Origin of the sequence: Haemophilus parainfluenzae (assembly GCF_014931395.1) — a bacterium.
GTDB lineage: Bacteria > Pseudomonadota > Gammaproteobacteria > Enterobacterales > Pasteurellaceae > Haemophilus_D.
Window position 1 is genome coordinate 1,383,000 of record NZ_CP063120.1, and the last position, 16,972, is coordinate 1,399,971.

General features: G+C 39.7%; 21 protein-coding genes and 2 other RNA genes. 8 read left to right on the plus strand and 15 right to left on the minus strand.

Annotated elements, in window-relative coordinates:
- Positions 1–13: 13 nt before the first annotated feature.
- The gene (locus INP94_RS06835) at positions 14–1,267 is read left to right on the plus strand and encodes a paraquat-inducible protein A (RefSeq protein WP_197543100.1); all 1,254 of its coding nucleotides are present in this window, start codon (positions 14–16) and stop codon (positions 1,265–1,267) included.
- Entirely contained in the window at positions 1,251–3,908 is a 2,658-nt protein-coding gene (locus INP94_RS06840; RefSeq protein ID WP_197543101.1) for a PqiB family protein, read from the plus strand. The genes INP94_RS06835 and INP94_RS06840 overlap by 17 nt, the downstream gene beginning before the upstream one ends.
- A 71-nt stretch (positions 3,909–3,979) precedes the next feature.
- On the opposite strand, the gene INP94_RS06845 is transcribed toward INP94_RS06840, so the two are convergent.
- Together INP94_RS06845 and INP94_RS06850 are read right to left on the minus strand one after the other, a co-directional pair.
- Positions 3,980–4,525, minus strand: coding sequence for a KdsC family phosphatase (locus tag INP94_RS06845; RefSeq protein WP_420026405.1), 546 nt, complete (start codon positions 4,523–4,525; stop codon positions 3,980–3,982).
- Positions 4,525–5,460 carry a KpsF/GutQ family sugar isomerase gene (locus INP94_RS06850; RefSeq protein ID WP_005698585.1) on the minus strand — a complete coding sequence of 312 codons (936 nt, stop codon included), beginning with the start codon at positions 5,458–5,460 and terminating at the stop codon, positions 4,525–4,527. Before INP94_RS06850 ends, INP94_RS06845 begins: the two co-directional genes overlap by 1 nt.
- A gap of 124 nt (positions 5,461–5,584) precedes the next feature.
- Here INP94_RS06850 and rnpB point away from each other — a divergent pair.
- Positions 5,585–5,961, plus strand: an RNA gene (gene rnpB / locus INP94_RS06855) — RNase P RNA component class A.
- Positions 5,962–6,048: 87 nt separating this feature from the next.
- Here rnpB and dinB read toward each other — a convergent pair.
- Positions 6,049–7,116, minus strand: coding sequence for a DNA polymerase IV (dinB, locus tag INP94_RS06860; RefSeq protein ID WP_197543102.1), 1,068 nt, complete (start codon positions 7,114–7,116; stop codon positions 6,049–6,051).
- Between the two features lie 109 nt (positions 7,117–7,225).
- Complete coding sequence (locus INP94_RS06865; RefSeq protein WP_197543103.1) at positions 7,226–7,714, minus strand: hypothetical protein; 489 nt, start codon at positions 7,712–7,714, stop codon at positions 7,226–7,228.
- A 107-nt stretch (positions 7,715–7,821) separates the two neighbouring features.
- Here INP94_RS06865 and ssrA point away from each other — a divergent pair.
- Positions 7,822–8,187, plus strand: a transfer-messenger RNA (tmRNA) gene (ssrA, locus tag INP94_RS06870).
- 195 nt (positions 8,188–8,382) lie between these two features.
- Complete coding sequence (locus tag INP94_RS06875; protein WP_197543104.1) at positions 8,383–9,675, plus strand: integrase arm-type DNA-binding domain-containing protein; 1,293 nt, start codon at positions 8,383–8,385, stop codon at positions 9,673–9,675.
- Here INP94_RS06875 and INP94_RS06880 read toward each other — a convergent pair.
- From INP94_RS06880 to INP94_RS06930, 11 genes are all read right to left on the minus strand, one after another.
- Positions 9,656–9,823: a helix-turn-helix domain-containing protein gene (locus tag INP94_RS06880; protein WP_049367448.1), complete on the minus strand. Its 168-nt coding sequence runs from the start codon at positions 9,821–9,823 to the stop codon at positions 9,656–9,658. The genes INP94_RS06875 and INP94_RS06880 overlap by 20 nt on opposite strands.
- Positions 9,823–10,335 (minus strand): MazG-like family protein, encoded by a 513-nt coding sequence (locus INP94_RS06885; protein WP_197543105.1) that lies wholly within the window; start codon positions 10,333–10,335, stop codon positions 9,823–9,825. Before INP94_RS06885 ends, INP94_RS06880 begins: the two co-directional genes overlap by 1 nt.
- A gap of 35 nt (positions 10,336–10,370) precedes the next feature.
- Entirely contained in the window at positions 10,371–10,763 is a 393-nt protein-coding gene (locus INP94_RS06890; RefSeq protein ID WP_197543106.1) for a hypothetical protein, read from the minus strand.
- A 7-nt stretch (positions 10,764–10,770) separates the two neighbouring features.
- Positions 10,771–12,969, minus strand: a complete 2,199-nt coding sequence (locus INP94_RS06895) for a replication endonuclease (protein WP_197543107.1) — start codon at positions 12,967–12,969, stop codon at positions 10,771–10,773.
- A 7-nt stretch (positions 12,970–12,976) separates the two neighbouring features.
- A complete protein-coding gene (locus tag INP94_RS06900) occupies positions 12,977–13,285 on the minus strand; it encodes a hypothetical protein (RefSeq protein WP_197543108.1) in 309 nt (102 codons plus the stop codon).
- Positions 13,286–13,403: 118 nt separating this feature from the next.
- Entirely contained in the window at positions 13,404–13,685 is a 282-nt protein-coding gene (locus tag INP94_RS06905) for an ANR family transcriptional regulator (RefSeq protein ID WP_232087386.1), read from the minus strand.
- Positions 13,652–13,906, minus strand: coding sequence for a hypothetical protein (locus INP94_RS06910; RefSeq protein WP_197543109.1), 255 nt, complete (start codon positions 13,904–13,906; stop codon positions 13,652–13,654). Before INP94_RS06910 ends, INP94_RS06905 begins: the two co-directional genes overlap by 34 nt.
- An 8-nt stretch (positions 13,907–13,914) precedes the next feature.
- Complete coding sequence (locus INP94_RS06915) at positions 13,915–14,274, minus strand: hypothetical protein (protein ID WP_014064345.1); 360 nt, start codon at positions 14,272–14,274, stop codon at positions 13,915–13,917.
- A gap of 15 nt (positions 14,275–14,289) precedes the next feature.
- Positions 14,290–14,550 carry a hypothetical protein gene (locus INP94_RS06920; protein WP_197543110.1) on the minus strand — a complete coding sequence of 87 codons (261 nt, stop codon included), beginning with the start codon at positions 14,548–14,550 and terminating at the stop codon, positions 14,290–14,292.
- 104 nt (positions 14,551–14,654) lie between these two features.
- Positions 14,655–14,885 carry a hypothetical protein gene (locus INP94_RS06925; protein ID WP_197543111.1) on the minus strand — a complete coding sequence of 77 codons (231 nt, stop codon included), beginning with the start codon at positions 14,883–14,885 and terminating at the stop codon, positions 14,655–14,657.
- 11 nt (positions 14,886–14,896) lie between these two features.
- Positions 14,897–15,112 (minus strand): helix-turn-helix domain-containing protein, encoded by a 216-nt coding sequence (locus INP94_RS06930; RefSeq protein ID WP_115637812.1) that lies wholly within the window; start codon positions 15,110–15,112, stop codon positions 14,897–14,899.
- 117 nt (positions 15,113–15,229) lie between these two features.
- Here INP94_RS06930 and INP94_RS06935 point away from each other — a divergent pair, with 117 nt between their 5' ends.
- Genes INP94_RS06935 through INP94_RS06945 form a run of 3 tightly spaced genes read left to right on the plus strand, consistent with a single transcriptional unit; the run spans position 15,230 to position 16,972 of the window.
- Positions 15,230–15,913, plus strand: a complete 684-nt coding sequence (locus INP94_RS06935; protein WP_197543112.1) for an XRE family transcriptional regulator — start codon at positions 15,230–15,232, stop codon at positions 15,911–15,913.
- Positions 15,914–15,926: 13 nt separating this feature from the next.
- Positions 15,927–16,748, plus strand: a complete 822-nt coding sequence (locus INP94_RS06940) for a BRCT domain-containing protein (RefSeq protein WP_197543113.1) — start codon at positions 15,927–15,929, stop codon at positions 16,746–16,748.
- Positions 16,745–16,972 (plus strand): excalibur calcium-binding domain-containing protein, encoded by a 228-nt coding sequence (locus tag INP94_RS06945; RefSeq protein WP_197543114.1) that lies wholly within the window; start codon positions 16,745–16,747, stop codon positions 16,970–16,972. Before INP94_RS06940 ends, INP94_RS06945 begins: the two co-directional genes overlap by 4 nt.

A 16,972-nucleotide genomic window follows, 5' to 3' on the forward strand; every position in this document is an offset into this window, starting at 1 on the left:
TTTTGATGAAACAATGACAAAAACACCTAATTTTACTCATGCTACTTATAAACTTGTGCGTTGCATTGGATGCGACGCAACGGTGTCTGTTTGTCGTCCGCAAGCGGGAGAATATGCACAATGTCCGCGTTGCCATCATAAATTGCAATCGGGAAGTCGTTGGTCACTTAAACGTTGTTCATTAATCGCCCTTTCTATCTTAATTTTAATGCCATTTGCTTTAGGCTATCCTTTATTGAGCTTAGATTTACTAGGTACCAAAATTGATGCTTCTGTTTGGAAAGGGATTTGGAAAATGGCAGTAGAGGGATATTCCTATACTGCATTTATGATTTTCATCTGTGCTGTTTTAATGCCTGTCTCTTTTGCAATTTTAGTCATTATGTTGCAGATTTCTAAATTACTCAAAATTAAGCCTCGTAATGTCTTATTATTTGTGGGTTATATTAAGCCTTGGGTGATGTTCGACGTCTATTTAGTTGCACTGGCTGTCACCATGTTTAAAGTGCGCGAATATGCCACATTAGAAGTGGATGTGTATTTAATTGCTTTTGTTTTTACTGCACTTTTAACCACGTTATTATTCATTAAAATTAATTTAGATGATTTATGGCATGATTTTTATCCCGATCAGAAACCGGTTACCAAAAGTGATAAACCGTTAGAGCTTTGTACCGCTTGCGATTACACTTTTTTAAAAGAAGATCAACAATACGATCACCGTCATCGAGCCATTTGCCCACGTTGTGCATCGCTTATTGAAATACCAGAGAGTGTAAAATTACAACGTGTTTGGGCGACATTAGTGGCGGGGATTATCATGCTTTTCCCTGCAAACTTGCTCCCAATATCTGGCGTTTATTTGACAGGAAGTTTGTCACAAGATACCTTGATGTCGGGTGTAATGTCATTTATAAGCATGGGCAGCTATTTTGTTGCTTTCGTGGTATTCTTCGCCAGTATTTTTGTGCCCGTAAGCAAAATCCTGATTATGTTGTATTTACTGGCAAGCGTGCATTTTAAATGGAGACATTCAATTAAATGGCAAATGCGGCTATTACATATCGTTCACTTTGTAGGACGTTGGTCTATGCTGGATCTTTTTGTGCTAGCCTTGATGATGTCTCTAGTAACACGCGGACAGATTATTAATTTTACTGTAGGCCCTGCGGCATTTTATTTCGGTGCAGCAGTGTTTTTAACTATGATTTCAACTTCTCAGTTTGATAGTCGATTAATTTGGAAAATTTATGACAGAAAACAATAAACCAGAATCTCAATCTATTGATGAGCAATCTAACAATGTAGAAGCGTTATTACGTAAGAATAAACGCATCTCACCGTTTTGGTTGTTACCTTTTATCGCATTATGTATTGGTGCCATTTTATTTTTCCAAATTGTGCAAGAACAAGGAAAGATGATTACGATCACGTTTTCTAATGGTGCAGGGTTGGTTGCAGATAAAACACCGATTCGCTATCAAGGTTTGCAAATTGGTGTTGTGAAGAAGGTTAACTTTACTGACAATATGCAAAAAGTGAAAGTTGAGGCAAGTATTCATTCTGAAGCCACCGATGTGTTAAAGAAAAATACTAAATTTTGGCTTGTGCAACCGAGCGTATCGCTTGCGGGGATTTCAGGTTTAGACTCTTTAGTGTCAGGAAATTACATTACGCTTCAACCAGGTGATGGTGATTCAGAAGATGAATTTATTGCAGAAGAACAAGGCCCTATTGCACAAGTAAATCCTGGCGATTTATTAATTCATTTAATTTCAGATGATTTAGGTTCGATTTCGATTGGGGCTTCTGTTTACTTCAAAAAAATGCCGGTCGGGAAAATTTATGATTACCGCTTCAATAAAGAGAATAAAGTTGAAATTGATGTGGTGATTGATAAAGCCTTTACTCGTTTTGTGAAGAAAGATTCACGCTTCTGGAATATTAGTGGTATTAACGCTAACATTAATGCATCAGGTGTGAATGTAGAGATTGATAGTTTAAATTCAGTGGTGCAAGGTGCGGTATCATTTGATTCACCGCCAGATAGCCCACAAGCTGTGACTAATAGCCACTATACGCTTTATTCTAACTTGCAAGCAGCTAAACGAGGTATTGAAGTAGAGGTGACTATTCCAGTGACTGCGGGCTTAGATGCTGGTCAAACCTCGGTTTATTACGGTGATGAGCAAGTGGGTCTTCTTTCATCTTTAAGTGCGGATGAAAATAATGAAGAAATTTTAAAAGGCACATTATTAATCGATCCAAACCAAGCTAACCTCTTAAAAACGAATACACGTATTGTGTTAAAAAATCGTAAGTTAGATTTGGGTGATGTGGCTAATCCGAAAAAATTCTTCCGCGGAGATTATTTTGAAATTATTCCGGGTAGTGGAGAAAGCAAAACACAATTTGATGTGATTCGAGAACATGAGTTATTGCTCAAAGCACCGAATACTTTGATTTTAACCTTAACCGCACCAGAAACTTATGGTATTACTGAAGGGCAATCGGTGTTTTATAACAATATTGCTATTGGTCAAATTGTGAAGCAGCACTTAAATGTTGATGGTGTGAAATTTGAAGCGGCAATTGCGGCGGAATATCGCAATCTTATTCATGAGAACACTCAATTTGTGGCTGCCTCTAATTTTGATGTAAGTTTTGGTATAGACGGATTACGTTTTGAATCAGCAACACCATCAAAATGGCTACAAGGTGGGGTGAGAGTATTACCTAAAAAAGGAAGTAGTGCTCCACATTCAAGCTATCCACTTTATAAAGATATCAGTAGTGCAGAAACGGGTATTACGGGTAACTTAGTGAATCCAAGTATTGTGCTACATTCCACTAATTTGCCAAGTATTAGCAAAGGTTCTGTGGTGCTTTATCGTCAGTTTGAAGTGGGTAAAATTATTAACGTAAGACCGAAAGTCAATAACTTTGATATTGATGTGTATATTTATCCGGCTTACCAAAATCTTCTTACAGATAAAAGTGTGTTCTGGGTAGAAAGTGCAGCACAAATTGATATTACGCCGAAAGGCATTAGTATCCAGGCATCACCAGTTGCTCGTTCATTAAAAGGTGCAATTAGCTTTGATAATACGGGTTCAGGCAAAAATAAAACGCTTTATCCAAGTGAACTGCGAGCCAAATCAGCGGGGCAAGTGATTACGTTACTCACAGATGATGCAACGGCTTTAAGTAAAGGAATGAGCTTGCGTTATCTTGGTATGAATGTTGGTGAAGTTGAGCAGATTGCTCTTGATCAAAAAACAAATCGTATCACCGCAAAAGCATTAATTAACCCAAGTTATATGGGGATGATTGCAAAAGAGGGTACTGTATTTAAAGTGATTTCCCCTCAAATCTCAGCAGGTGGAATTGAAAACTTAGATAGCCTTTTACAGCCTTACATTGATATTGAATTAGGCAAAGGTCAACCAAAAACACAGTTTAATTTAGCGCAAACCGCACAACCTCGAAATAAATACAGCAATGGTGTGCCATTTATTTTGGAAACCAGTGATGCGATGAATTTAACGGAAGGCTCACCTGTGCTTTATCGTGGTGTTGAAGTGGGAACAGTTCGTAAGTTTGAATTGAATTCTTTAGGAGATCGTGTGTTGGTACATATTGCGATTACACCGAAGTATCAACATTTGGTACGCAAAAATTCAGAGTTCTGGGTTTCATCGGGTTATGATTTCAACCTTGGTTGGAAAGGGGCTGAATTTAATACTGGTAGTGTACAACAATTGTTGAAAGGCGGTATTTCGTTCTCGACCCCATCGGGTACGATCGTTCAACCACAAGCAACGGCAAATCAGCGCTTTATGTTACAAGTGAAGAAACCAGCTGAAGCACCGACTTGGAATTCAGGTGCATTACCAGCAAATCAATAAAACATAAAAAGAAATAACCGTACTTTTGAATCATCAAAGTGCGGTTATTTTTTTAGGTGTTTTGAGTAGTGCTATTGACCCATATTTTTGACTGATTTTAAAAAGCCTTTGGCTGAAGTATAGACTTCATCTTTGCCCTGAGCATGTAAAATCATATCAGACATTTCACGGAACGCACCTTTTCCGCCGCCAAGTGAAAGCACATAATCCACAGCATTTTGCACATAAGGTGCAGAGTCTGCCACCGCAAAAGAAAGGCCACAGGTTGCAAAAGCGGGGAGATCGACACTGTCATCACCAATATAGGCGGTTTGTTCAACAGTAACACCTGCTTGTTTCATGAGATCCAAACAAGCACTCTCTTTTTCAAGTTTACCAAGGAAGAACAACTTAATTCCGAGATCTCTAATTCGTTTACGCAGAATCGCCGAATCTCTGCCCGATAATACGGCTACTTGAATACCTGCATCCATCAACATTTTGACGCCAAGTCCATCGCGCACATGGAAACTTTTAATCGCTTCGCCATTTGCATCATAATGGAGTAGTCCGTCAGTTAATACGCCATCGACATCGGTGATGACCAATTTAATTTTCTTTAATTTTTCGTTAATCATTAGCTTGAGAACTCCACTAAGCCCACAACATTATTTTCATCATTGACCACGACAAGAGAGTGAATTTTCTTCTCTTTCATCAAGTCTTCCGCTTTTGCTAGGAATTCATTTTCATGAATGGTTTTCGGTGAAGAGGTCATGAGCTCTTTCGCGGTCTTATTAAGCGTATCAGCACCGTTAGCCGTTAATGCTCTGCGCACATCACCATCGGTAATAATGCCTTTAAGTTGTTGGTTTTCCATGACTAATGCCACACCCATACGACCTTCATTCATAATAGTTAAGCAATCAGTGAAGCTGGTATCTGGTGTGGTAATCGGCAATCGAGTTTGCATTTGATCTTTTACTTTACATAACAAACGACGACCAAGGCTGCCACCCGGATGGAATTTCGCAAAATCAGCTGGTTGGAAATGACGAGCCGTAATTAATGAAACCGCAAGAGCATCGCCTAAGGCTAAAGTGACTAACGCAGAAGTGGTTGGTGCGAGATTGTTTGGGCAGACTTCACGCTCTACCGTGATATCCAAAACATAATCCGCATGGCGAGCAAGCGTTGAGTTTTTATTGCTGGTTAAAGCAATAATTTTATTACCAAAGTTTTTCAAACTTGGAATGAGTTTATTTACATCATCGGTTTCACCGCTATAAGAAATCAGCATCACAATGTCGATCGGTTTTAACATACCTAAATCGCCATGAAAGGCTTCGGTCGGGTGGAGGAAGAAACTTGGTGTTCCTGTAGAGGCAAAAGTCGCCACCATTTTTTTGCCAATTAGCCCCGATTTACCAATACCACCGATGACCAAACGACCTTCGCAAGCAAGAATAAGATCGACAACTTGAGAAAACTCATCATCCAAGCGTTGGCTTAGTTGTGCGAGCGCTTGGCTTTCAACAGAAAGTGTTTCTCGTGCGATTTGTAAATAATTCATAGGAAATCCTTATGATAAAAGTGCGGTTGAAAATAACCGTGTTTTGCAGGGCTATTCTAACGGAAGTTATTAAAAATAAGAATGAAAATTTGACCGCTCTTTGAATTCCCCCTATACTACGCCGCGAGTTGGTTAGACAATCGCTGGTTTATTGAAGCCCTTAACCGTGTTCGCACGACCTAGTGGGACAAGTAAACGAGAGGAAAGTCCGAGCTACAAAGGGCAGAGTGCCGGATAACGTCCGGGCGGCGTGAGCCGACGACCAGTGCAACAGAGAGCAGACCGCCGTGAAAACGGTAAGGGTGAAAGGGTGTGGTAAGAGCACACCGTGCCGTTGGTAACAACGTGCAGCAAGGTAAACTCCACTCGTAGCAAGACCAAATAGGAACTCAATGGATGGCCCGTCCAGAGTTCGGGTAGGTTGCTTGAGCGGCAGAGTAATTTGTCGCCTAGAGGAATGATTGTCCACGACAGAACTCGGCTTATCGACCAACTCAACAAATTCATCAAAAAATGACCGCACTTTTGTTTTTTCATTATCCTACTCGGGATGGAATGAATAAAAGTGCGGTTATTTTCTTTTGTGTTTTACCACAAACTCATTTGTTCTAAATGGCTTTCTTCCGGTAACGTCACGTGTAATCCCACAAGACGAATGGATTTCCCCTGGCTACGTTGCCAAATTTGTTCCAGTAATTGCTGAAAGCTTTTTAACGATAAAGTTAAGCCAGTTTTTTCTAAGGTCGTCACCTGAAAATCTTCAAATTTTAATTTTACCCCAATTTTGCGAAAAGCGGTTAAAGGGATATTCGGCGCGCTTCGTTCAATGCGACGAATAAGTTCGGCATAGAGATTATCTAACAATGCTATACCTTGTTCGAGATGGCTAATATTTTCGGATAAGGTGCGTTCTACACCGATAGATTTTCGTTCTCGATGTGCTTGGATTTCACGATCATCAATGCCATGGCTAAAATCCCAAATTCGTTTGCCCATTTTACCGAAGATATTTAATAGAATAGATTGATCGAGTTTTTGCACATCTTCGCAAGTTTCTAGGCCCATTTTCAATAAACGTTCAGAAGTGACTTTGCCCACACCAGGGATTTTTTTTAATGGCAGTGTTTTTACAAACTGCTCAACTTCATGAGGTTGAATCACAAATTGTCCGTTCGGTTTATTCATATCGGAAGCAATTTTGGCGAGAAATTTAAGAGGCGCCACACCAGCAGAGGCAGTCAGTTTTAATTCATCAAAAATGGCTTGGCAAATTTCTTGTGCGATCCACGTGGCGGATCCTGAACATTGTGTACAATCCGTGACATCCAAATAAGCTTCATCTAATGAAAGTGGCTCAATGATAGAAGTATAGCGTTGAAAGATCTGATGAATTTGTGCGGATACCTGTTTATAAAGCGGCATATTAACGGGCACTAAAATCAGATTAGGGCATTTTTTGATAGCTTGTGCTGTCGGCATCGCACTGTGTAGTCCAAATTTTCGAGCTTCATAATTACAGGTCGTGAGTACACCACGTTGTCGAGAACTACCACCTACTGCGACAGGTTTACCCTGTAGCGTTGGATTTTCACGGATTTCAACAGAGGCATAAAAGCAATCCATATCAATGTGAATAATTTTTCGGGTGGAGTTCATGCTATAAGTGCGGTCAAAATTAGGCGTGTTTTTAGTATATCGAAAAGAAAATAACTGTTCAAGTATACAGTTGTTAAAAAGCCCACATTGCGTGGGCTAGATAAAAGAATTAACGATCAGAAAGGATAGTTTTATCGGAGAATTTTACAATACGTTCAATCGTATAAACGTCAATTTTTTCTTGTTGATTCATAAAGGCTTTGCGAGCATTCTCTGATAACTGTACAAATGGAATCTGCAAATTAATATCTAGGGATTTTCCTGGTAGTAATGGGTTTTCTAAATTGATTTGCATATCTTGGCTGTAGATAACCTCGCGATTATTTACATACACGCCAACCCATTGAATATTTTGAATTGGTTTTTTGCCTACATTAGTAATTTTATGCTTAAATGCGCTTAATGCTTGGCCTTTTTCATCGACAACCATTTCACGTTTCCCAACATTAATAGCAAGATATTGGTCAACTTTGTCATCAGCTTTGGTCACTTGTTGTGTTGCTTTTGCGGGTGTTGCTTCTTTTGCAATAACTTGTGTGTTAAATGCTAAACATAATGCACCTAATGAAAGTATGGTCAGAGATTTTAATGTTTTCATTATTCGATTCCTTATAAAAAAGTGGCAAAATTTTACCCTAACTTCTTAGGTTAATAAATAGCTTCTTTTCCTTTCTTGGATTTTTTGATAAACTGCCGAACAATTTTGGGGCTGATTCTGGATTCGACGGGATTAGCGAAGCCCAAGGTGCACGTCGAGGTGCGGTAGGCCTCGTAAATAAACCGCAAAAAAATAGTCGCAAACGACGAACAATACGCTTTAGCAGCTTAATAACCTGCTCATAGCCTTCGCTCCCCAGCTTCCGCTCGTAAGACGGGGATAAAGCGGAGTCAAACCAAAACGAGATCGTGTGGAAGCCGCTGTTTGAGGATCGAAGCACTAAATTGAATCAAACTAGCTTAAGTTTAGCGTGTCTGTCCGCATGCTTAAGTGAAATTAAAGACGAGACTAAACGTGTAGTACTGAAGGTAGAGTAATTTCGGACGCGGGTTCAACTCCCGCCAGCTCCACCACAAAACAAGATCTAAAAAGATCACAAACGGTCAAATTTATTGAAAAATCAATAATTTGACCGTTTTTATTTGGTGTCTTAATACTGCTCAAAAGATCAGTTAATTTCACAAACGATCACATTTTTTAGTAGTAAAAATGGAAGTAAGAACTTACAATGCGCAAAATCTTACTACCATTTATAGAATTTTGTGATTATGGCAAAAATCATCAAACAGCTTACTATTGCGCAAGTGAACAACGCCAAAGCGGCGGAAAAGATCTATTATTTATTCGATGGGGAAGGGCTGAAACTTGTCGTCAAGCCTAACGGGGTGAAAACATGGGTGTTTAATTACAAACGCCCTTACACATTAAAACGCACAGAAAAAACCATCGGCACTTATCCCACTGTATCGTTAAAAGATGCACGTCAAAAAGCACAAGAATTCCGCCAACTTTTAGCCAATAAGATTGACCCGCACGAATTTGAGCAAAAACAAGCCGAAGAAGCATTAAAAGAACAGTGCAGTACATTTGCTTATGTTGCAAATGAATGGTTGCTCTATCGTGCGAAAATCGGCAAAGAACAAGGCAATTACACAGAGAGAACGAAAGTTGACACAGAAAGACGTGTCAATGCGGCCATTGATTTAATTGGTGACGTGCCTTTCAAAGAATTGACCTTAAAACACGGCTTATCCGTGCTTGAACCGCATCGCCAATCAGGTGCAACGGCTGAATTGAAAAAGCGTTACTTGGTTTTGAAATCAATCGCAGAATATGCCGAACGTTTTGAATATTGGGAAAACAACAAATGGAAATATCTTGGTGATGATCTCCCTGCAGTGAATAAAAACAAACATCACCCGTCAATTCATTACAAAGCGTTACCGGAATTTATGATCAGCCTTGCACGGGCCAACATATCCCAAACGGTGCGACTTGCAATTTTATGGGGATTGCTCAACGCCACAAGGGCGAGCGAAACCGTCAGTGCAAAATATTCCGACATCATCGAACACGAGAATTTACCGAATGGCAAAGTGTGGCAAGTAGTCATTTCAAAAGGCGGGAAAGGGGAGCGACTGCACCTTGTGCCATTAAGCAAACAGGCAGAAACCTTGCTTTCATATATCAAGCATCACACAAACAAGGAATATTTATTCCCGTCCACTTTATCAAAGGCGAGAAACGAAAAGCATATTAATAGCCAAACGCCGAATGAAGTGATTAAAACAATGGACGGCGGCAAATACAAAGGCACCATGACAAATCATGGTATTCGGTCAATATTCAGCAGTTATTGCAATGATAATCGCCTAGAACTAGGATTGGATAAAGAAGTCATTGAAATTTGTCTAAGCCATTTAAATTCCGATGAAATACGAAACGCCTATAATCGGGCGGAATATTTGCCTTACCGATTAAAGACGTTTCAAGAATGGGCCAACTATGTTGAAAAATGCGCGAATGGTTTATTCAAAGAAATTATTGCCGACAAGTCTTAATGTATTCGTTCAAGTCGCTTTCCGCAATCTTGCGGGAGCGACCGAATTTATAAGACTTTAACTTGCCACTAGAAATCCAACGTTTCACGGTCGCTTCTGAACAAATGCCAGTCTGCACGATCTCTTTTATTGAAAAATAACGTTCCATTATAAATCACCTTCTTTCACAAACACGCCGTCAATCATACGCCCCTTGCGGTCTTTGATTTCATCCCATGCCGCTTGCACACAATCGTGGATATCTAAATCAAAATGATGTGCAACTTCTAACAGTTGAACAAAGCATGACATAAATAAAACACTAATATTTGCGTGACTGCTTAATTCATGGCTTAAACGATGCAACACATACAATGAATTAATTAAGTGATCTTCAATATCAACTTTATTGTTGCCGTATGGTTCAACAAATGCAGCAACTTCATCCGCTGAAAGCATTTCATCTTTCTTGCGTTGTGCGGCCAAAATAACCATCACAACAAAGCAATCCCCGATGCTATCTTTCACCACATCAATTTTATTTTTAGATACGCCACTGCATAGCTCCCCGAATTCTTCCATTAATTTAATGAATTGTTTTTTCGGTGTAGAACCTTCAATCAAATTGCGAGCTTCTGCCCAATTTTCGATGTTTTTAATAAGTTGTGTTAATGTTGTCATTTTATATTTCTCCATAATGTTTAATATTAAATTTTTTATTTTCCGTCATTACCATTTAATTGTTTGATGATGTTATCTATCGAATTTGTAACAAGAACTAAATTAACTCCACTTAAACAAGATGTATTATTTACTATTCCCATATCTGAATAAAAACGGTCACAAAGATCATCAATTACTTTTATTCCTTCTTCTGAAAGATAAAGTGCTGTTCCTGTTTCTAAGCATTCTGAAAAATCATCATCATTAATAGATGTTCCATCACCCGGTATTTCTTCGCATTCCACAAAACAAGTAATTAAATCTGAACTTAAATATGCAGTGAAATGTTCAAAACCACTGCTAATTGGCATAACATCTGACTTTCCTTTAATTTTAACTGGTTCAACATTTTCTTTTACGAATTCCAATTTCAAAAATTTACCCATAATTCACCTACATTTTCCCCAATCTTTCCCAAAATCCAGTCACTTTCTGACTAAATTTTTTCACAGAAAAGAGCGGAATTTTTTCTTCTTTGATGAAAACGTTGGCGTTTTCATAACAAATCCACTGAAAGTCATTAAGCCGTAACCGTTTATATTTGATTAATAGATCAATTTGTGACCGATTAATCATAAAACCGACAGGTAAAAGTGCATTTTTTACCTTTTGTTCAATTTCTGAACGGTTACAGTTACTGACACAAGTCCAAGCGTCGCTACGCTCCTTGTTTGTTTCGGTGGTCTCCGCATTGGCATCAGTTGCAACATCTGCCGCTGTGCCTTTTTTAATAACCCAATTTTTAAGTTTTGTTCTTATACTTGCTAAACTGAAACGGTTTTTCACCCCCACAATTTTCTTTCTTGTTTCGCCGTATTGGTTCGGCTCACTTTCTTCATATTCCACGCATAATGGCTGATCTTCACGTTTAGCCATTGCGCCCCCTTGCAACTCTAAATAACTTGCAAAACAAGACACATCACAAACCGCTTGCGCGTCTGCAATGGTCTTATCATCAACATCATCTAACTGCCACTTCTCTAATTTGCGTAATTCACGCCATACAGAAATTGGCGGATTGCCGTAAAACTGGAATTGACGAATTCCCCAAAGGTTCGCCCACGCACGCACACGTTGCACGTTTTCGTCAAGTTTCAAACCTTCCACTTCGTCCGATGTTTCGTCTTTTTGATTGCCCGCATAAATGTTTTTGGCAATGTATTTTGCGATGTAAGAAACGGCAGAACCTTTTGCAGGGTCAATTTCATCTACTCTGCAGCGGTGTTTTTTCGCCCCGAATTCATCGCCGTCTAACTCTAAAGCTTTTGATTTAAATAAACGGATCACTTCTTCTTTATCTTCCGCTTTCACATACACAAGCAAATGCCAGTGTGGAGTGGCGTCATGGTGTGGTTCAACGCCGCGCATACCAAAAAAGCCAATGCCACGTTTAGCAAACAAGGCACGCAACTGCGCCCAATTTTTGCTTAAATAAGCGTGGGTTGTGCGTGGGTCTGCACCTTTCCATTTCTTGTTATTTGTGCCGTTGTTATGGGTTGCATGGAAAGATGAAGGGGCGGTCATGGTTAAGAACAATGACACATAGCCTTTTTCTGTTGCCCATTCGTCCACGCCACGCAAGCGGTTCATCATCTCGTTAAAACGGATGGCAGGATTACCGGAAGATTTTTGCCACATTGCCATCAATTCCACCTGTTCTGATGGATCGTCAATGTTTTCAATAATCATCTGTTTTAAATATTCCAAGTTGGCTTTTTGTTGATTGCGGTAATCGCTCAATGCACCTGTTGAAATGTAAGGACTGACTTTTGCCGATACTTCACCGCAACCAATCGCCAAATGCTCGATAAGGCGTTTTTGCGTGCTGCGTAATGTGCGAAACCAGTATTTTTCGCATACCACACGCAACAATTCGCCTTCTTGCTGTTGCACAGAAAGGCGTTTACCTTCTTCAAGGCGGTGTTGGCTTTTAAGCGGAAAGCCAATGTTTTTGCAAACATCAGCACAAAGGCGGTGCAGTTCACTGCTTAAACGTGAAAAATCGACCGCACTTAATAGCCCAACGGCTTTTTGATTGGCACAATCTTCCACGAAATCGCTTTGCAATCCGTTGAAGTGCAAGGCGAGTTTGTAGGCGATCTCTTTTAATTGGCGTTCGCCTAATAGGTAGAAATGCAAGCCTTGACTATCCACAGGCTTTTGCATGGCCAAGTTGGCTGAATAGTGTTTGCGTTCAAGCAACCACGAAACAGAAATGCGATATTGCTCAAAAACGGCTTCCAAACGATTGGTCAAAACATCACGCAATGTGGTGTTGGCAATTCGGGCTTGTTTATTGCCTAAACTAAAACTAATTGACCCATCATCTTTAACACTGCGATAAGCACGCAACCACACATTACGGAAGTGTTCACGTTGGCGTTTGCGTGGTAAATCTGAAAGCAGTTTTTCAACATAATCAAAATGATTAGGAGCAACCGCAAACAGCTCAATTTGTGCGGCAGTTGCTTGCGGCAAGTCTAAAGTGCGGTGAGTTTTAGCCGCACTTTCCATTCTTGCCAAACGAGCTTCTTCCATCGCTGAATCACGTTTAGCGATGTTATTGTCTCGTTGTTGCTCCCAGTTCATCATGTTATTTCTATGCTCTTTGTAAGTTTGCTAAATATTCATTGTGCTGATCAAAGTAATCTTTAATGGCTTGATTGGTTGAGTTGATCGCACTTTCCATTTCAGTGAGTGAAAGCACTTCATATTGTGCTAAGGCAAAGTTGCGGACTTCATTCACTGCGCCAATGATGGTGTTGTGTAATCGCCCAATCACTCTTGCTTTTTGTTTTCGCCAACCGTCACTATCTGCGACAATCTCTAACACTTGAAAGCGGTCGCCAATCTTGGTGATTTGTAATTCGGCTCCGCAATCTAAATTGATGTAAATATCGGTATTCATTTTGTTTTCTCCTTAAAAGTGCTTACTTATCCAACTTGCCAACCAACACAAGGCGGCATCTAACAATGCGGCGGCCATAAAACAGCCCAACATCACCACCGCTAATCCAATGAAAAAATCACTCATTGCCTTTCTCCAAAAAATCCTTGAAATCTAACTGTCTGCTTTTTCTTACCTTGATTGCGCCTGTATCAATGGCGGCTTTAAAACAACGATCTGCACGTGCAAAGCACCAATCTTCATCCGGTGTACTTGGTGCTAACTGATAGGCTTTGCGCCAAAATTGTGCGGCTTTTAAATATTGTTCTGCACGTTCTGCCTCTGCTGCAGTTTTGCTTGCCGTTCTAAAGGCGATGAATTTTGTTCTCATGCTGTTTTTCTCCGTGGATTGGCTTGCCATTGCTCCCAATCTCTGTATTTTTGTAAAAAGAGTTGGCGTGCTTTTGTCGCCAAGTCGCCGTTTTCAATAAATTCATTAAATGCTTGTCTTGCTTGTTCTTCATCGCCTTTGTCTAAGTGATAGATGTAAGCGAATAATTTTTCCTGTGCCTTATCTAGTTTTTGATAATATTCCTTTGCCACAATGCTCAATGCGCCACGACTTAAAATAACGGTTGCCATACTTCCCCCTAATTCAATGCTTTATCAATTAATGTGAATTCGCGTTCGGTAATGCCTTTCGGAAACATCCCCGAAATCAACCGCACTTTGCGAAACGCCTTGGCGATTTTGCGTTGTCCGTTTTCGGTGTAGTGGTGTAGTTTCTCGCCTGAAAATGTGGTGCTAACTAAATCATTGATGTCGAGTTCTGCCATTGCCAACAGGATTTCTCTTTCGCCTTGTGAAAGGTTGCTGAAAGCGTATTCCACGCGATAGCGACTTTTACCGATCACATGGCGGCAATCGCCCCAACTTTGCACAGGCTCAACCGCAATTTGATTTTCTTTGCAGAATTTTGCCGCCGCACTTTCTTTACCTGAAACGTACATCACACGCCCCCTTGCTTATTTACCTTGAACCCAACTTAACCAACGACCAAACATCCCTTGCTTGCTCCAACTTGCTTTTTCAAGCAGTGCCACACGGTCGGAAAGTGTTTCATTCAATAGCACTTGTTGTTGGTTTAAGTTGATTTGATGTTGAAGATGACGTTTAATTGCTTGGTTCTGTACTTCCAACGCTTTTACACGTTTTTCTAACTGATACACATTCACACGTTCTTTGTGTGTTTTCCCGTTGTCGTACACATAGTTTTTACGTGCCATTTTCTTGTTCTCCCTAAATTTTGGTTGCAAAAATCCTGTCGCATGAATTTCTTCAAACGACGGTGTTTAAAAATCTTGATGAAAATTAAAGACTAGATGTCGATTTATCGCTGACGCTCGTCAATCTGATTTAACGGCTTATTCGCACTTAATGCTTCTGGGCGGTCGTTATAGATTGGCGTTCTTACTCTTGTAATTTGGCTTTGCACTCTTAATTCTGTGCCGCAGTTGTTGCAGTAAGCCAACACGTCGATTGACAATAAACCGATCTTTTCGGAAGTTCGCACACGGATGTTGTTACTTCCGCAATTTGCGCATTTATGATCTACGTTCACTATTCACCACCTTAACTGTTTCTAATCACTGCCCAATCCACATCGGGGCGTAAATCTTCGGCTCTTACTTTGCCTTCTGTAGCTTTGATAATGGCGGGAATATATTTCACATCCATACTCGCACCATTTATCCACCCATTTACAGTAGGCTGACTAACTCCACATACTCTTGCTAAGGCTGATTGATTGCCGCAAATTTCTGTAGCTAGTATCACTTTTTCATTCATTTAAAACCGCCTATAAGTTTTCCTTTAAGTTTATTATAGGAAATCCTTTAATAATTGCAAGAAATATTTTATTGTTTTATTCAAAGTTTACCTATAACTTATACACAAGGAGAATTTATGTCTGATTTATCAACCCGATTAAAGCAACTGCTTGATGATAGAAACTTATCTATGAATGCTTTTGCAAAGCAGCTTGGCGTATCTCAACCATCAATTAGCGATATAGTGAATGGGCGAACTCGTTCACCTAAAAATATTTTAGAAATTGCAAGTGCACTTGGTGTTAATGCACATTGGTTGAAGACAGGAGAAGGGGAACCAGATACGGAATTTATCGCCTATGTACCCGCGCAAAACGAGCAAAATGCCTTTCGTGTAGACGTGATGGATTATCAAGCAGCGGCCCATAGCAGTGGCATTGTGAATGTAGATTATCCCGATGTGATCGAAAGTATCTTCTTCACAGAGGAAGGATTATTCAAAGTAATTGGGCGAAAAAGTGCAGTGGGAATAAAACTCTTTAAAGTGCCGACGGATAGCCTTTCACCCACAATCAATCCGAGTGATTTAGTCTTTGTGGACACGCTAATTAATAACTATGTAGCAGAAGGGATTTACGTTTTTAATTTAAACGGTGAAACCTACATCAAACGCCTACAACGTTTGCCAACTGGTGTAATTCGCGCATTAAGTGACAACCCACTTTATCCTCCCTTTGAAATCACTGACGAATTATTTGACACTGCAGAAATTATTGGGAAGTTTTTAGCAGTATTACCGTTTAATCCGAGATTATTGTAATAAGGACAAATAAATGCTTGCAGGATGCTTGTCTTTGCTAGTGCTACTCACAATATCGGTCGCAATCGGTAACTATTTTGGTGAGTATATTGGCGCAGCATTTTTCTGGGGACTCATTTTTCTTGGTTGGATCGTAACTAAACTCGAAATAACTAAACTCGAAAAGAAAAAAGAACATCTGGAAACGAGGGGCAAATCATCTCCTAGCACCCCTGCACTAAAATCAAAAAAAGTTGAATTTAAACAGGCGACAAGCAAACCACCAATTTCGCCACCTTCACCTAGCATAACATCTAGTCCCTATTTGCTGAATTCAGAAAATTCAGAGAAAAAGAGGAAATCATCAAAGATAATTGAATTTACTTATACTAATGCACAAGGTGAAACATCTGAACGTGAAGTAAAAGTGGATTATGTGGATGATATTTACATTGAAGGATATTGTTATTCTGCCCAAGGAACCCGTACTTTCCGCTTAGATCGCATAGACGGCATGATTTGGCAAAATAATGAATGTTTTTTTGTCGATGAGTGGTTGGGAAAACAAGGTATTCGTAAAAAACAATCTTCACTAATTAAACCGACTAAACAAAAATCACATAAACTTGAAATTTGTTTTACTGGTTTCAAACGTGATGAGAAATTGAAACTTGAATTACTAGCAGAAAAAAATGGATTTAAAGTCAGAACTGCAGTAAGTAAAAATTTAGATTTCTTAGTTTGCGGCGTAAATGCCGGACCATCAAAAATAGCACAAGCACTTGAACGCGGAATCCCATATTTTAGCGAAGATGAGTTCATGGCTATGCTTGAGACGGGAGAAATTCCACAATGAAAAAACTATTCTTGATTCTAACCGCACTTTCCCTTGCTTTCTCAACAGCAACTTTTGCAAAAAGTAAAAAAGCAGATGCAGAACAGTTTAGTTGTGCTGATAGGAAATATTGCAAAGAGATGAATTCTTGCGCTGAAGCTAAATTCCATTTAAACGAATGTGGTGAAAGCCGTTTAGATCGAGACGGTGACGGTGTGCCTTGTGAGAATGTCTGTAGAAAATAA

What these genes read in the sequence shown, in the direction of transcription:
- INP94_RS06875 (WP_197543104.1), top strand. Translation starts at nt 8,383, where the DNA reads ATGGCAAAAATCATCAAACAGCTTACTATTGCGCAAGTGAACAACGCC.
- INP94_RS06945 (WP_197543114.1), top strand. Translation starts at nt 16,745, where the DNA reads ATGAAAAAACTATTCTTGATTCTAACCGCACTTTCCCTTGCTTTCTCA.
- INP94_RS06900 (WP_197543108.1), bottom strand. Translation starts at nt 13,285, where the DNA reads ATGAATACCGATATTTACATCAATTTAGATTGCGGAGCCGAATTACAA.
- INP94_RS06930 (WP_115637812.1), bottom strand. Translation starts at nt 15,112, where the DNA reads ATGAATGAAAAAGTGATACTAGCTACAGAAATTTGCGGCAATCAATCA.
- INP94_RS06850 (WP_005698585.1), bottom strand. Translation starts at nt 5,460, where the DNA reads ATGAATTATTTACAAATCGCACGAGAAACACTTTCTGTTGAAAGCCAA.
- INP94_RS06865 (WP_197543103.1), bottom strand. Translation starts at nt 7,714, where the DNA reads ATGAAAACATTAAAATCTCTGACCATACTTTCATTAGGTGCATTATGT.
- INP94_RS06940 (WP_197543113.1), top strand. Translation starts at nt 15,927, where the DNA reads ATGCTTGCAGGATGCTTGTCTTTGCTAGTGCTACTCACAATATCGGTC.
- INP94_RS06885 (WP_197543105.1), bottom strand. Translation starts at nt 10,335, where the DNA reads ATGACAACATTAACACAACTTATTAAAAACATCGAAAATTGGGCAGAA.
- INP94_RS06890 (WP_197543106.1), bottom strand. Translation starts at nt 10,763, where the DNA reads ATGGGTAAATTTTTGAAATTGGAATTCGTAAAAGAAAATGTTGAACCA.
- INP94_RS06915 (WP_014064345.1), bottom strand. Translation starts at nt 14,274, where the DNA reads ATGTACGTTTCAGGTAAAGAAAGTGCGGCGGCAAAATTCTGCAAAGAA.
- INP94_RS06840 (WP_197543101.1), top strand. Translation starts at nt 1,251, where the DNA reads ATGACAGAAAACAATAAACCAGAATCTCAATCTATTGATGAGCAATCT.
- INP94_RS06910 (WP_197543109.1), bottom strand. Translation starts at nt 13,906, where the DNA reads ATGGCAACCGTTATTTTAAGTCGTGGCGCATTGAGCATTGTGGCAAAG.
- INP94_RS06835 (WP_197543100.1), top strand. Translation starts at nt 14, where the DNA reads ATGACAAAAACACCTAATTTTACTCATGCTACTTATAAACTTGTGCGT.
- dinB (WP_197543102.1), bottom strand. Translation starts at nt 7,116, where the DNA reads ATGAACTCCACCCGAAAAATTATTCACATTGATATGGATTGCTTTTAT.
- INP94_RS06935 (WP_197543112.1), top strand. Translation starts at nt 15,230, where the DNA reads ATGTCTGATTTATCAACCCGATTAAAGCAACTGCTTGATGATAGAAAC.
- INP94_RS06880 (WP_049367448.1), bottom strand. Translation starts at nt 9,823, where the DNA reads ATGGAACGTTATTTTTCAATAAAAGAGATCGTGCAGACTGGCATTTGT.
- INP94_RS06905 (WP_232087386.1), bottom strand. Translation starts at nt 13,685, where the DNA reads ATGGCAAGCCAATCCACGGAGAAAAACAGCATGAGAACAAAATTCATC.
- INP94_RS06920 (WP_197543110.1), bottom strand. Translation starts at nt 14,550, where the DNA reads ATGGCACGTAAAAACTATGTGTACGACAACGGGAAAACACACAAAGAA.
- INP94_RS06895 (WP_197543107.1), bottom strand. Translation starts at nt 12,969, where the DNA reads ATGATGAACTGGGAGCAACAACGAGACAATAACATCGCTAAACGTGAT.
- INP94_RS06845 (WP_420026405.1), bottom strand. Translation starts at nt 4,525, where the DNA reads ATGATTAACGAAAAATTAAAGAAAATTAAATTGGTCATCACCGATGTC.